The sequence below is a fragment of the Caballeronia sp. HLA56 genome (genome assembly GCF_054655155.1).
Genome location: NZ_BAAHOB010000005.1, coordinates 1,875,149 through 1,888,941, shown reverse-complemented (window position 1 = coordinate 1,888,941; position 13,793 = coordinate 1,875,149). Strand labels below are relative to the sequence as shown.

Sequence of the window (13,793 nt, the reverse complement as noted above, 5' to 3'; positions counted from 1 at the left end):
CTCCCTGCCGCGTAGCCGATGGTGTCGGCAAATCGAGTGCGGCGCATCTTCATCATGGTAGGTCGCCTCATGCGTGGCAACGATGGAAAACGCTTACATGGCAACAAGCGCTAGCGCACACCGTGCCAGAGGCCTGAGCGCCTTGCCAGACAAGCGCGCGGCGCCATTTGCCAAAACAACAGGAAGACGCGATGCACGCTTCGATCACAGGAACGATGCATGCGCTTGCATGCAAAGCGCCGCGCTGGTGCATTGGATTACACTAGCCGGCTGAGTTTTCTCCTCGCAGGACCGCCGCATGACCGACATAAATCACCGAGCTGGCGCGAACTCGAACGCGGCGCCAGCGATCGAATTCAGCGAAGTCAGAAAACATTACGGCGAGCGAAGTGTCGTCGATGGCTTGTCGTTCGACGTTCAGCCTGGCGAGTGTTTCGGCCTGCTTGGCCCGAACGGCGCGGGCAAGACGACGACGCTCAAGATGCTGCTCGGCATTACATCGCCCGACAGCGGCACGATCCGTCTCGTCGGCGAACCCGTGCCAGCGCGCGCACGCTTCGCGCGGCAACGCGTGGGCGTCGTGCCGCAATTCGACAACCTCGATCCCGACTTCACCGTGCGCGAAAACCTGCTCGTCTTCGGCCGCTATTTCGGCTTGACAGGTGCGCGCATGGAAGCCATCGTGCCTTCGTTGCTCGAATTCGCGCGCCTCGAAAGCAAGGCCCAAGCGCGCGTCGGCGAACTGTCGGGCGGCATGCGGCGGCGGTTGACGCTGGCGCGCGCCCTCGTCAACGATCCCGACGTGCTCGTGATGGACGAACCCACCACCGGCCTCGATCCGCAAGCGCGCCATCTGATCTGGGAACGCCTGCGCTCGTTGCTTTCGCGCGGTAAAACCATTCTGCTCACGACGCACTTCATGGAAGAGGCCGAACGCCTGTGCGACCGGCTTTGCGTGATCGAGGAAGGCCGCAAGCTCGCGGAAGGAAGGCCGCGCGAGTTGATCGAATCGGTGATCGGTTCGGACGTCATCGAAATCTACGGACCCGATCCGCAGGCGCTGGCCGCCGAACTGGAACCGTTCGTCGCGCGCACGGAGATCAGCGGCGAAACGCTTTTCTGCTATGTCGACGACCCGCAGCCCGTGCATGCGCGCGTGAAGGGCCGGACGGACGTGCGCTATCTGCATCGTCCGGCGAATCTCGAAGATGTTTTTCTGCGCCTGACCGGGCGCGAGATGGTGGACTAATCAAGCGATGGACACTTTCGATCGATCAGGCGCAAGCATCGAGAAAACACGCGTGCGAGCCAAACACGCCGATACGCTCTCGCCCATGAGCAACGCGCTTCCCGCCAACGCGAGCAACTGGATGTCGGTATGGCGGCGCAATTATCTGGTGTGGAAGAAGCTCGCCATTGCATCGATGATCGGCAATCTTGCCGATCCGATGATCTATCTCTTCGGGCTAGGCCTCGGTCTCGGCTTGATGGTCGGCCATGTCGACGGCGTGTCGTACATCGCGTTTCTGGCGGCGGGCACGGTGGCGTCGAGCGTGATGATGTCCGCGAGTTTCGAGGCCATGTATTCCGGTTTCTCGCGCATGCACGTGCAGCGTACGTGGGAAGCGATCATGCATACGCCGCTCACGCTCGGCGATATCGTTCTCGGCGAAGTGATCTGGTCCGCGAGCAAATCGGTCTTGTCGGGCGTGGCGATCATGCTGGTGGCGGGCGCGCTCGGCTATGCGAGTTTTCCGTCGATGCTGCTCGCGCTGCCCATCATCGTGCTTACGGGACTCGCATTCGCGAGCACGGCGATGATCGTCACAGCCATTGCGCCGAGCTACGACTTCTTCATGTTCTATCAGACGCTTGCACTCACGCCCATGCTCTTGCTCTCCGGCGTGTTCTTTCCGGTCGCGCAATTGCCTGCTTTTGCGCAGCATGTGACGCAGGCGCTGCCGCTTTATCACGCGGTCGAGTTGATCCGCGCCGCCATGCTTGGCCGGCCCGTGCACGGACTCGCGTTGCATCTCGCGGTACTCGCGGCGTATTCGGTCGTGCCGTTCTTCCTGTGCGCGTGGCTGTTTCGCCGCCGCATGATGAAATAAAGGGCGATGAATCATCGCCCTTTATTCCGACAAACGACCACGGATTTACTTCACGCCGAACTCTTTGTGGCCGCCGAAGCCGAAGCGCATTGCCGATAGCATGCGCTCGGGGAAGGCTTCGGCATCGCGCGACCGGAAGCGCGTATAAAGCGCCGCTGACAACACTTGCGCCGGCACCGCTTCCTCGATGGCCGCTTCGATCGTCCAGCGCCCTTCGCCGCTATCGGCCACTTCGGTCGAGTAGCGTTCGAGCGAACCATCGCCCGCAAGCGCGCCCGCCGTCAGGTCGAGCAGCCACGACGACACCACGCTGCCACGCCGCCAGACTTCCGCGACGTCGGCCAGATCGAGCGTGTAGCGCTCGTTTTCCGGCAATTCGGTCGATTCCTTGTGCTTCAAAATATGGAAGCCCTCGGCATACGCCTGCATCAATCCGTACTCGATGCCGTTGTGCACCATCTTCACGAAATGTCCCGAACCGACCGGTCCGCAATGCATGTAGCCGTTCTCGACACGCGCATCGCGTCCGTCGCGGCCGGGCGTCAAGGGAATGTCGCCGCGTCCGGGCGCAAGCGTCGCGAGAATCGGATCGATACGGTTCACCACTGCGTCATCGCCGCCGATCATCATGCAGTAACCGCGCTCCAAGCCCCAGATGCCGCCTGACGTGCCGACATCGACGTAATGCAGGCCCTGCGATTTCAGCTCGGCGGCGCGGCGGATATCGTCCTTGTAGAAGCTGTTGCCGCCGTCGATGATCACGTCGTCCGGGCTCAGAATCTGCCGGAGATCGTTGAGCGTGTCCTCCGTGATCTTGCCGGCGGGCAGCATGAGCCAGACGACGCGCGGCGTGGCAAGTTTTGCGACCAGATCGCCGAGATCCTTCGCGCCGGTCGCGCCTTCGCTCGCGAGTGCGTCGGTTGCTTGCGGACTGTGGTCGTAGACGACGCATTGATGCCCGTCGCGCATCAGGCGGCGTCCGATGTTGCCGCCCATGCGCCCCAGTCCCACGATGCCAATCTGCATGTCCGTTACTCCTTGCCGTTGTGTTTGACGCGTTCGATCTGCTTTTTCGCTTCTTCGTAGACGCGTTCCGGCGTGAAGCCGAATTTGGCCTGAAGCGCCTTCAACGGTGCGGACGCACCGAACGTATGCATGGCGAGCACGGTGCCGAGCCGGCCGACGTAGCGGTCCCAGCCGAGCGTGCCGGCCTGTTCGACCGCAACGCGAGCATTCACGGCATTCGGCAACACCGATTCCTTGTAGGCTTCGTCCTGTTTCTCGAAGAGGTCCCACGAAGGCATCGATACGACGCGCGCCGCGATGCCTTCGGCCTTCAGCTTCTCGTAGACGCCCACGCACAGCGCGACTTCGCTGCCGGTGGCAAGCAACAGCACTTCGGGCGTCTTGCCGCCTTCGGTGTCGGCAAGCACGTAAGCGCCGCGCCGCACGCCTTCAGCCGACGCGTATTTCTTGCGATCGAAGGTCGGCAGCGGCTGACGCGTCAGCACGATGCACGACGGCTCCTTGTGATACGACAGCGCGACGCGCCATGCTTCGCCGACTTCGTTGGCATCGGCGGGACGCAGCGTGGTGAGGCCCGGCACGCCGCGCAACGAAGCGAGTTGCTCGATCGGCTGGTGCGTCGGTCCGTCCTCGCCCACGCCAATGGAATCGTGCGTGAACACGTAGACCACCGGCAGTTCCATGATCGCGGAGAGGCGGATCGGCGGCTTCATGTAGTCGCTGAAAATCAGGAACGTCGATGCATACGGCCGCATGTTGGACAGCGCGAGTCCATTGGCAACCGAGCCCATGCCGTGCTCGCGAATGCCGAAGTGCAGATTGCGGCCGTCGTAGCTCTTTGCCTCGAAACTGCCCGCGCCGTCGAACTTCAGATTCGTTTTCGTCGATGGCGACAAGTCCGCCGCGCCGCCGATCAGCCAGGGAATGGACTGCGCGATGGCGTTCAGCACCTTGCCCGACGACTCGCGTGTGGCGATTCCCTTTTCGTCCGGCTCGAAGGTCGGAATGCTCTTTTCCCAGCCTTCCGGCAGCTTCGCTTCGAGCATCAGCGTGAGTTGCTTCGCGAGATCCGGATAGTCCTTGCCGTAGGAATCGAACTGCTTCTTCCAGGCTTCGTGCGCCGCCTTGCCGCGCGCGCCCATGCCGTCGGCGAAATGTTGCACTACGCCGTCGGGCACGAGGAACTGCGCGTCTTCCGGCCAGCCGTACGCGCGCTTCGCAGCCTTGATCTCATCGGCGCCGAGCGGTTCGCCGTGCGCGGCCGCCGTGTCCTGCTTGTTCGGCGCGCCCCAGCCGATGATGCTCTTCACCACGATCAGGGTCGGCTTGTCGGTGGTCGCCTTCGCCTTGTTGATGGCCGCTTCGAGCGCGGCGGCGTCGTTGGCGTCGTCGACGTGCAGCGTGTTCCAGTTGTAGCCGTGAAAGCGCGCTTCGACGTCGTCGCTATACGCAAGGTCGGTGTGTCCTTCGATCGTGATGCGGTTGCTGTCGTAGATCCAGATGAGGTTCGACAGCTTCAGGTGCCCCGCGATCGATGCCGCTTCGTGCGAGATTCCTTCCATCATGTCGCCGTCGCCGCAAAGCGCGTAGACACGGTAATCGAATAGCGGCGAATCGCTTTTGTTGAAGTGCGCTTCTTTCCAGCGCGCGGCCATCGCCATGCCGACGCTGTTGCCGAGACCCTGACCGAGCGGACCTGTCGTGGTTTCGACACCGGTCGTCATGCGGTATTCCGGGTGGCCCGGCGTCTTGCTGTCGAGCTGACGAAAATTCTTGATATCGTCGATCGAGATGGCCGGCTTGCCGGTTGGCTTGCCGAACTCGTCGACTTCCTTCACGCCGGACAGATGCAGCAGCGAATAGAGCAGCATCGACGCGTGCCCGACCGACAGCACGAAGCGGTCGCGATTCGGCCAGAGCGGCGCGTCGGGATCGTAGCGAAGATGGTTCTGCCACAGATGAAACGCGACTGGCGCGAGCGCCATCGGCGTGCCGGGGTGACCCGAATTGGCTTTTTGCACGGCGTCCATCGACAGCGTGCGGATGGTATTGATCGTGAGCGTGTCAAGATCGGCGGAAGACTTCGGCGTTGCTTGAGACATGAGCGACGACTCCTTTGCTAAGGGCGCGCTGTGGCTGAGGGCGCCGCAGCGGGCAACCAGGACCATCGAGCAAGTGTAGTGCCTTACAGCCGGCACTGCATCGCAAGTGACACGTGCGGCGCGCCGTCGCCCTTATCTGGCGGTGATTCCGGGGCGCGGACAAGCGGCGGCGTTACGGCGGGATACGGACGCAATGCATCCTTGAAGCTTTGCAAAAGTAAGGCAAGGGCTAAGTAAGCGAAGCGCGCATCGCCGATATTGCGTGCGCGCGAACGGTCAATCGTGACACATCCGCGCGCAGGCCATCAGGTTTCGCGCCAAGGCCTTGTTCGCAAACGGTTTAAGGCGCGGCAAAGGCGTGACCGGAAGGACGGTTCAAGGCGCCGGGTTAGGCTGACGTTCATGAAGCGCTTCGATCTCGGCGATGATTTCGTCGGAAAGTTCGACGTTCACGCTGTCGATGTTTTCCTTCAGCTGTGCCATCGACGTCGCACCGATCAGCGTGCTCGTCGTGAACGGACGGCTGTTGACGAACGCCAGCGACAACTGCGCGGGCGTCAAACCGTGGCGCTTCGCCAGTTCGACATAGGAAGTGACGGCAGCGATTGCCTGCGGCTTGCTGTAACGCTGAAAGCGCTCGAATAGCGTGATGCGCGCGCCGGCCGGGCGCGCACCGCCTTCGTATTTGCCCGAGAGCCAGCCGAAGGCCATCGGCGAATAAGCAAGCAGGCCCACGCCTTCCTTGTGCGTGAATTCGGAGAGCCCGAGTTCGTACACGCGGTTCACGAGACTGTACGGATTCTGAATGCTGACGACGCGCGGCAAGCCCGCCTTTTCCGACGCGCGCAAGAATTGCGCGACGCCCCACGGCGTTTCGTTGGACAGCCCGATATGACGAATCTTGCCGGCCTTGACGAGTTCGCCGAGCGCGGCGAGCGTTTCCTCGATCGGCACCGTGTATTCATCGTCGATATACGGATAGTTCGGGCGGCCGAAGGTCATCGTGCTGCGGTCGGGCCAATGCAGCTGATACAAATCGATGTAATCCGTTTGCAGGCGCGCGAGGCTGCTGTCGACGGCTTCGACGATATTCTTGCGGTCGAACTGGTTGCCCGCGCCGCGGATGTGCCGCGGATTGTGCGGCTGGCGCGCGGGCCCGGCGATCTTGGTGGCAAGCACGATATCGGCGCGCTTGCCGCCGTTCCTCGCGAGCCACGTACCGATGTACTCCTCGGTGCGGCCTTGCGTTTCAGGGCGCGGCGGGACCGGATACATTTCGGCGGCATCGATCAGATTCACGCCTTGAGCGAGCGCGTAGTCGATCTGTTCATGCGCCTCGCTCTCGGTGTTCTGCTCGCCCCAGGTCATGGTGCCAAGCCCGATCAGACTCACGTCGACACCCGAATCTCCCAGCTTCCGATACTTCATTGCGTTCCCTCTTGTTGCCATTGTGTTGGCGTTGCGTTGGCGTCCTGTCGGCCTTTCGTCGGCGATGCAGTCGAACGGCGGGCCGCAACCGCAAAAATTACCATAGCCGTGCGAGATCTGCTGTCGTGGCTAAAATAGCGGGCCGCGTCACGGCTTTGCAGCGCATCCGAACCTACCCATTTTGCACAAGGAAGTCTCAGCCGATGCCCTCTCCCGCTGCTCAAACTGACAACGAACGCGCGCAGCGAGGCTCATCGCTCATCATTACGCTGGTCGCGGCCACGTTTTTCATGGAGAACCTCGACGGCACGATCATCGCGACCGCGCTGCCGCAGATGGCGCATTCGTTCAACGTGCATCCGGCCGAGATGAGTCTCGGCATCACCGCGTATCTGCTGACGCTCGCGGTGTTCATCCCGATTTCCGGCTGGGCCGCCGACCGCTTCGGTTTGCGCACGGTGTTCGGCAGCGCGATCGCCGTTTTCACGGCCGCTTCCGTGCTGTGCGCGACGACTTCGACCCTGCCCGCGTTCGCAGCGGCGCGCGTCTTGCAGGGCATCGGCGGCGCGATGATGGTGCCGGTCGGACGCTTGGCCGTGCTGCGCGCCACGCCGAAGAACGACCTCATGCGCGCCATCGCCATCATCACCTGGCCGGGGCTCGTCGCGCCGGTGATCGGACCGCCGCTCGGCGGCTTCATCACCACGTATTCGTCGTGGCGCTGGATCTTCTATCTCAATGTGCCGCTCGGCATCATCGGTTTCTTGCTCACCTTGCGCTTCATCGACAACGTGCGCGCGGATGCGAAGCGCCGCTTCGACCTCGTCGGCTTCGCGCTGTGCGGAATCGCCTGCACGACGCTCCTCTATGCGATGGAGCTGATCGGCCGCAACGAGACGTCGTGGCGCTACGCCGGGGTGCTCGTGATCGTCGGCGTGGTGGCGAGCGTCGCGTCGTGGTGGCATTTGCGGCGCGCGGCGCATCCGGTCGTCGATTTGTCGGCGCTCAAGGTAAGGACCTTTGCCGTGGCGATGGGCGGCGGGTCGCTGTTTCGCATCGCCATCAGCGCGGCGCCGTTTTTACTACCGCTGATGTTTCAGGTCGGCTTCGGGCTGAACGCCTTCGAATCCGGCCTGCTCACGCTCGCGGTGTTCGCGGGCAATCTTTCGATGAAGCTCATCACCACGCCCGTGATGCGGCGCTTCGGCTTCCGGCCGGTGCTGATCGTCAACGGCGTGATCGCCGCGCTTTCGCTTGCCGTGATGAGCTTGCTCACGGCATCGACGCCGACGTTCGTGATCGTCGCCGTGCTGTTCGCGAGCGGCTTGTCGCGCTCCTTGCAGTTCACGGCGCTCAATACGCTGAGTTTCGCGGATGTGCCGAAATCGCAGATGAGCGCGGCATCGGCGTTATCGAGCACGCTCTTTCAGATGACGATGGGCGTGGGCGTTGCGGTCGGCGCCATTGCCCTGCGCTTTGCCGAATGGCTGCATGGGCACGACGCGCAGTCCATCGCGACGGAAGATTTCAGCGTGGCATTTCTGATCGTCGGGCTGGTGGGATTGATCGGCGTGGTGGATCTGTTCAGCCTCAAGCGCGATGCGGGAGCGCTCGTGTCGGGGCATAAGGGGAAGGTTTGATGGATTCGTCCTGTGTTGGGTTTCGGAGCGACGCCGTCGAGATCAAGGCAGCGTTTTTTGCGGTGATCTCCTGAGCGACCTTTGCCTGGCCTCAAGTTTCGCTCCGACGCGCCGTAATCCGCGTTATGAACACGCACAGTCTCGACTCCATCGCCGCTCTCAGCGAAGCCGTAGCCGTCATCCGTCACGCGCGCGGGCTGAAGAATCCGAACGACCTGCCCACCGGCACGCCTGAATGGAAAGCCGCGAGCGATGCCTTCGCCGACGACTTCGTTCGCGCGCTCGACGGCGAACCGAGCGTGCGCGCCTGGTGGTGTTTCTGATCTTCCGATCGTCGATGCAAGCCGGCGCGTTGGACGCTGTTTCCCGCGCGAATCCGGCAATTCCTACGAGCCTCTTTTCCGAAATTCCGGTTTCCCGAGTCAAGTCTTCCTAAATCGCTCAACGTTTGCGCCTGGCTATCAAGACCACCGGCCCCCACGCCGAAAACTTGCATATCACCATGATCCTTTCGGGAGCCGCCTGTGAAGTGGGCCGTTTCTTTTCTATCTATCGTCGTTGTCAGTTCCTTGACCGGCTGCGCGCCGCTGCCGGCCGCCAATCCGGTCGCGCAGACCGATAAGCCGCCGGTCGCCACGGGCATCATCAGTTTCGAGATTCCCGCCGATGCCCTCGGCGCCCGCGATGCGCAGCTCAGCGCAATCCTCACCAAAGCCGGCTCGCTTGCAGCCGCGCAGAAGCAGCCGACCACCATTCTCGTCACCGCGCTCGCGCAGGATTTGCCCTATATCAATCAGGCAATCTGGAAAGGCGTGCCGGCGAAACGCACCGTCCGGCTGAGCCTCGAGAACCGCACCGCCGGCGCGCGCGAGCCGTACAGCGTGTCGATCAAACCAACGCAAGGAGGCTGACATCATGCGACGCACTCTCTTGGTCATCGGCGGCTTGCTGGTTTTTGCGACCGCATCCGCCGGTCCGCTCGATGTCAGCGCGCCCGGCGTACAAACCTTGGCCGCGCTCATGCCCGGCTCGCCGCGTGTGTATCCGCCGCTGCCGACGCTCGCCATGCTGCCGCCTTCGACCGGCGACGACGAACTTCCCGCCAAGCCATCTGCGAAAAAAAGCAGAAAGGCGCGCCCGGTCGCGGATTGCCGATGCGACGGTCCCGAACCGCGTCTCGTGGTATCAGGCGAATCGCGCAGTTATATGAAAGACATCGAACAGCGGCTGGACGCCGCGTTGATCCGCTGAACGCCAGATGGGCGGACAACAAACGCCTATCGACCGCTTCGTATAAGACCAACACGGGAGCCACGATTCATGTTTCCACCAGCGATAGCCGCCACGCGGCTTGCCCTCGCCGCCTGCGCGGCGCTCGGATTGTCGCTTGCATCCGGCGCTGTGCACGCCGATGACTGTTTCGAACTGGCGGGCGCGTATCAGGGCGTCAATCCGCTCGTGCTGCGCGCGGTTGCCTGGCGCGAGTCGAAAGGCGACGCCAGCGCGATCAACCGCAACGCCAACGGTTCCATCGATGTCGGCCAGTTGCAGATCAATTCGATTCATTTTCCCGACCTGGCGCGCCAGGGCATTCCGCATCGCGCGCTCGCCGATCCGTGCGTGAACGTGTTCGTCGCGGCGTGGCTGCTCAAGCAAAAGATGGTCAAGTACGGCAACACGTGGCGCGCGATTGGCGCTTATCACTCGGAATCGCCGAAACATCGCGATGCCTATGCACGAAGCATCCAGAGCATTCTCGTGAGCTGGGGCGAATTGCAGCCGGCGATGCCCTAAGCTTCGGCATCGACGATTCAGCGCCTTAGCGCCTTAGCGTTTGAGCCAGTCGAGCCAGCCAAGCGCGATCGCCGCGTTGACGATCACACCGGCCGTGGCCGCGATTGCCGCGATCATCGTCCAAAAGGCCGAACGGCGCGATGCCTGCGCGGATTCGCGGGCGAGTTGCGCGGCGTCGTTGGCCGAATTGACGGATGCGAACATCGCGCGAAACTGCTCGTCCTGATGCGCGACCTCCTTGCCGTGCAACCACGCGCGTTTGGATGCGGCTTCGGGGTCGCTCGTGGCGGCTTCGTCGAGATCTGCGCGGACGGACGCTTCGCCCGCGGCGTCGTAGCGGCGAAAGCGTGCTTCGCGGGTGCTGCCGTGGTCTTCTTCGGGTGGATGGCTCATGTGACGCTGGTTTTGATTGCGGCTTCGAGAACAGTCGATTCTGCCAGCAGTCCGAGGCGCGTCGTGTCCCGGTTCGCAGGCAGCAGACACGACCGCGCAACCACGCGCGGCCGTCGATCACCGCACCGGCTTCAAAGCTGACTCATCCCGCCATCGATCACTAGTTCAGAGCCCACGATGAACCCCGCCTCCGCCGACGCCAGCAGCAGCACCGTCGCCGCCACTTCGCTCGACTTGCCGAAGCGCCCGAGCGGAATCTGGCTTTGCAGTTGCGCGGCGGCTTCATCGGCGAGGCCGAGCTTGTCGTGCAAAGGCGTCGCGATGGGACCGGGGCTCACCACGTTCACACGCACGCCGCGCGGCAGCAATTCCGCCGAGAGCGTCTTCGCAAGCGAGATGAGCGCTGCCTTGCTCGCGGCATAGATCGACGAAGCGGGCATGCCGATATGCGCGTTGATCGAACCGTTCAGCACGATGGATGCGCCTTCGTTCAGTAGCGGCACGAGCGCCTGAATCTGAAAATACGGACCCTTCACGTTGATCGCGAAGGTTTCGTCCCACGCTTTCTCGTCGATGTCGACGAACGGAGCGAACGTGGCGACGCCCGCATTGACGAACACGGCGTCGAGCCGGATGTGCGCGTCGCCGAGATGCCGCGCGAGTTCCTGCGCGGCGGCGATGGTGCCCGTGACGTTGCGTATGGCGACGGCGTTAGCGCCGAGCGTCTCGCGCGCCTTGGCGAGAGAGACTTCATCGCGACCCGTGATGACGACGCGCGCGCCTTCCGCGGCGAATGCCTGCGCCGCCGCCAGACCAATGCCGCTGTTGCCGCCCGTAACCAGAACTGTCTTGCCTTCGAAGCGATTCATGACGTTCTCCTTTGAACGTTGATCAGTGTGAAAGCAGTATGGCGGGCTTTGCGAGCAATGCCGTGCGGGTAAATCGAGGAAAATGTGCGGAATTGTCGAACGAGTTTAGCGGCGCACGGCTGCGAACCGTGCGTATTGCCAATCCTAGCCTCAGCGATCGTTGCTCATGCCTTTTAGCTGATCGTTGCCGGCGTCGCGCGCGGCATCGGCGGTAGCGAAGTTCTCTTCCGATACGAGCGCGCGTCTCACTTCGCGCGCTTCGAAATCGACTAGCACGAGTACCCAGACGAATCCGCCCGCTTGCTCGGCCGTCTGCACGAACGCGCGGACGTTGCCTTCTTTTGACGATGTCATCCTGACCTCCTCCTTGGTGGAACCACGACACGCGCGGTGACGACGAACGTCGCTCAGGCTTCGAAATCCAGACCGCCAAGCAGCACGGAAGTCTCGGCCTGCGAGCGCGTGACCATATCGACATCGCGTGCGCCTTGCCAGGCCGCGAACTTGATGTCGAGTGCGTCCAGATAGCGCATAAAGCGCGCCTCCCCGTGCGGATGCATGAGACGCTCGATCTCCTCGTCGTCCCACGTGAGAAAGATGTTGAGCGGCAACGGATAACCACGCGCGCGCTCGTCGTCCGCATGCGGTGGGGTTTGAGCGCTGAGGTGCAATTTGGCAGGCTGGTGCGGATATTCGCCGGGAACGATATCGACGCGCACGCCGTGAAGCAGCGCCGCCACTCGCTCGGCGATACGCGGCATGAATTCGCTTTCGAAGCGAAGCGCCTGCTCCCGGTTCAACGCCCTTCTCCGTGTGCTTTCAATGCGTGCGGCACGCCGTCAGACTGGCGGCAAATCCTCGAGCGATTTTTCGATCTGCCCGTCTTGCACGCGCGCTTCGATGCCGATATGGCCGTTCGCGTAGGGCAGCGAGCTGACTTTCGGACCGAGAAAAGTGCGACCGCCGAGGGTAAAGAGCGTGCGGACTTCCTTGCCGCTCTTGATGGCGTCCACGACCTCCTGCACTTCCACGATGGTGGTGGGCGCGGCCCAGTCGTTGGTCGCGGAATCGAAGCTGCCCCAGCGCACGTTGGTCACGCGATCGTTGACCCAGCGCACGCCGTCTATCGCCAAGGTAGTCATGGCTGCCTCCGTTGCCGTGTTCGGAATGGTGGTTTGATGATGCTAGCACGGGGGAGGTGTGGGGGTTGGCTGGTTCGAGTGTCTGTCGAGACGTGCCTTTCGACAAAGCGCTTCGCCGCACTGCGGTAAAATCACACCTTCGCCTTAAACCGATGCAGACCGTGCCACGGTCAGTCGCTCCACATGTCCGCCGTTCAAAAAATCAGCCCCCGCCGCGTGTCCGTCGCTCCGATGATGGACTGGACCGACAGGCATTGCCGCTCGTTGCATCGGCTCGTGTCGCGGCACGCTTACCTCTACACAGAGATGGTGACCACGGGCGCCCTGCTTTACGGCGATGTCGCGCGTCACCTTGCGTTTACGCCCGCCGAAGCGCCGATTGCGTTGCAACTCGGAGGCAGCGAGCCGGCCGATCTGGCAAAGAGCGCGAAGCTCGGCGAGCAGTGGGGCTATGACGAAATCAATCTGAATTGCGGCTGCCCGTCCGAGCGCGTGCAGCGCGGCGCGTTCGGTGCATGTCTGATGAAAGAGCCGCAACTAGTAGCGGACGGCGTGAAAGCCATGCGCGATGCCGTGTCGATTCCCGTGACGGTCAAGCACCGTATCGGCGTCGATTCGGTCGAGGACTACGCGTTCGTGCGCGATTTTGTCGGCACCGTCGCCGATGCGGGTTGCGAAGTGTTCATCGTCCATGCGCGCAACGCGATCCTGAAAGGCCTGAGCCCGAAGGAGAACCGCGAGATTCCGCCGCTCAAATACGAATATGCGTATCAACTGAAGCGGGATTTTCCGCATCTGGAGATTTCGATCAACGGCGGTATCAAGACGCTCGACGAGGTCGAGGAACATCTGAAACACGTCGATGGCGTCATGTTGGGCCGTGAGGCTTATCACAACCCGTATGTGCTCGCGGGCGTCGATACACGCTTTTATGGCGCGACGACGGCGATTCCTTCACGCGAGGAAATCGAAGCCGGACTCATTGGCTATGCACGCAACGAACTTGCGCGCGGCACGTATCTCGGCGCGGTGACACGTCACGCGCTTGGGCTGTATCGCGGCACTGCCGGTGCGCGTGGATGGCGGCGCGTGCTTTCCGATAGCCGGCGGCTGGCAACCGGCGATCTTGCGATTTTCGACGAAGCGCGTGCTCATTTGCGCGAAGGTGTGGAAGCTATCGAATCCTGAAGCCGTCTCGCGAACGAAGATGCGTGAAAGGGCTAGGCAAGCGCAATTTTAGTTCGTATAATCTCGCTTCTTGATTGCTGAGCAACTTTCAGCAAGATGG

General features: G+C 62.4%; 16 protein-coding genes. 8 read left to right on the top strand and 8 right to left on the bottom strand.

What is annotated here, in order from left to right; genetic code table 11:
• The first annotated feature begins 298 nt into the window (after window positions 1-298).
• Window positions 299-1,249 (top strand): nodulation factor ABC transporter ATP-binding protein NodI, encoded by a 951-nt coding sequence (gene nodI, locus ACYQ47_RS28410; protein WP_250509047.1) that lies wholly within the window; start codon window positions 299-301, stop codon window positions 1,247-1,249.
• An 85-nt stretch (window positions 1,250-1,334) separates the two neighbouring features.
• Window positions 1,335-2,111, top strand: coding sequence for an ABC transporter permease (locus ACYQ47_RS28405; RefSeq protein WP_250464888.1), 777 nt, complete (start codon window positions 1,335-1,337; stop codon window positions 2,109-2,111).
• A 45-nt stretch (window positions 2,112-2,156) separates the two neighbouring features.
• On the opposite strand, the gene gnd is transcribed toward ACYQ47_RS28405, so the two are convergent.
• From gnd to ACYQ47_RS28390, 3 genes are all read right to left on the bottom strand, one after another.
• A complete protein-coding gene (gene gnd, locus ACYQ47_RS28400; RefSeq protein ID WP_459909350.1) occupies window positions 2,157-3,221 on the bottom strand; it encodes a phosphogluconate dehydrogenase (NAD(+)-dependent, decarboxylating) in 1,065 nt (354 codons plus the stop codon).
• Window positions 3,143-5,239, bottom strand: a complete 2,097-nt coding sequence (gene tkt / locus ACYQ47_RS28395; RefSeq protein ID WP_250464756.1) for a transketolase — start codon at window positions 5,237-5,239, stop codon at window positions 3,143-3,145. Before tkt ends, gnd begins: the two co-directional genes overlap by 79 nt.
• Before the next feature lie 375 nt (window positions 5,240-5,614).
• Window positions 5,615-6,667, bottom strand: coding sequence for an NADP(H)-dependent aldo-keto reductase (locus tag ACYQ47_RS28390; RefSeq protein ID WP_250464754.1), 1,053 nt, complete (start codon window positions 6,665-6,667; stop codon window positions 5,615-5,617).
• A 203-nt stretch (window positions 6,668-6,870) separates the two neighbouring features.
• Between ACYQ47_RS28390 and ACYQ47_RS28385 the strand changes: the two genes are divergently transcribed.
• The 5 genes from ACYQ47_RS28385 (at window position 6,871) to ACYQ47_RS28365 (ending at window position 10,101) form a co-directional block, all read left to right on the top strand.
• The gene (locus ACYQ47_RS28385; protein WP_250492344.1) at window positions 6,871-8,307 is read left to right on the top strand and encodes a DHA2 family efflux MFS transporter permease subunit; all 1,437 of its coding nucleotides are present in this window, start codon (window positions 6,871-6,873) and stop codon (window positions 8,305-8,307) included.
• Window positions 8,308-8,432: 125 nt separating this feature from the next.
• The gene (locus tag ACYQ47_RS28380) at window positions 8,433-8,630 is read left to right on the top strand and encodes a hypothetical protein (protein ID WP_244825252.1); all 198 of its coding nucleotides are present in this window, start codon (window positions 8,433-8,435) and stop codon (window positions 8,628-8,630) included.
• Between the two features lie 246 nt (window positions 8,631-8,876).
• On the top strand, window positions 8,877-9,218 hold the full coding sequence (locus tag ACYQ47_RS28375) for a hypothetical protein (protein ID WP_284503094.1): 342 nt from the start codon (window positions 8,877-8,879) through the stop codon (window positions 9,216-9,218).
• A 4-nt stretch (window positions 9,219-9,222) separates the two neighbouring features.
• Window positions 9,223-9,558, top strand: a complete 336-nt coding sequence (locus ACYQ47_RS28370; protein ID WP_250492342.1) for a hypothetical protein — start codon at window positions 9,223-9,225, stop codon at window positions 9,556-9,558.
• Between the two features lie 69 nt (window positions 9,559-9,627).
• Window positions 9,628-10,101 carry a lytic transglycosylase domain-containing protein gene (locus ACYQ47_RS28365; protein WP_244825258.1) on the top strand — a complete coding sequence of 158 codons (474 nt, stop codon included), beginning with the start codon at window positions 9,628-9,630 and terminating at the stop codon, window positions 10,099-10,101.
• Between the two features lie 33 nt (window positions 10,102-10,134).
• On the opposite strand, the gene ACYQ47_RS28360 is transcribed toward ACYQ47_RS28365, so the two are convergent.
• From ACYQ47_RS28360 to ACYQ47_RS28340, 5 genes are all read right to left on the bottom strand, one after another.
• Window positions 10,135-10,494 (bottom strand): hypothetical protein, encoded by a 360-nt coding sequence (locus tag ACYQ47_RS28360; RefSeq protein WP_244825260.1) that lies wholly within the window; start codon window positions 10,492-10,494, stop codon window positions 10,135-10,137.
• Between the two features lie 131 nt (window positions 10,495-10,625).
• Window positions 10,626-11,363 (bottom strand): SDR family oxidoreductase, encoded by a 738-nt coding sequence (locus ACYQ47_RS28355; protein ID WP_244825261.1) that lies wholly within the window; start codon window positions 11,361-11,363, stop codon window positions 10,626-10,628.
• A gap of 150 nt (window positions 11,364-11,513) precedes the next feature.
• Entirely contained in the window at window positions 11,514-11,717 is a 204-nt protein-coding gene (locus tag ACYQ47_RS28350; protein WP_244825263.1) for a hypothetical protein, read from the bottom strand.
• A gap of 53 nt (window positions 11,718-11,770) precedes the next feature.
• A complete protein-coding gene (locus ACYQ47_RS28345) occupies window positions 11,771-12,163 on the bottom strand; it encodes a DUF5594 family protein (protein WP_250492339.1) in 393 nt (130 codons plus the stop codon).
• Window positions 12,164-12,202: 39 nt separating this feature from the next.
• The gene (locus tag ACYQ47_RS28340; RefSeq protein WP_244825265.1) at window positions 12,203-12,505 is read right to left on the bottom strand and encodes a hypothetical protein; all 303 of its coding nucleotides are present in this window, start codon (window positions 12,503-12,505) and stop codon (window positions 12,203-12,205) included.
• A gap of 183 nt (window positions 12,506-12,688) precedes the next feature.
• On the opposite strand from ACYQ47_RS28340, the gene dusA reads away from it, so the two are divergent.
• The gene (dusA, locus tag ACYQ47_RS28335) at window positions 12,689-13,693 is read left to right on the top strand and encodes a tRNA dihydrouridine(20/20a) synthase DusA (RefSeq protein ID WP_459908026.1); all 1,005 of its coding nucleotides are present in this window, start codon (window positions 12,689-12,691) and stop codon (window positions 13,691-13,693) included.
• Window positions 13,694-13,793: the final 100 nt, after the last annotated feature.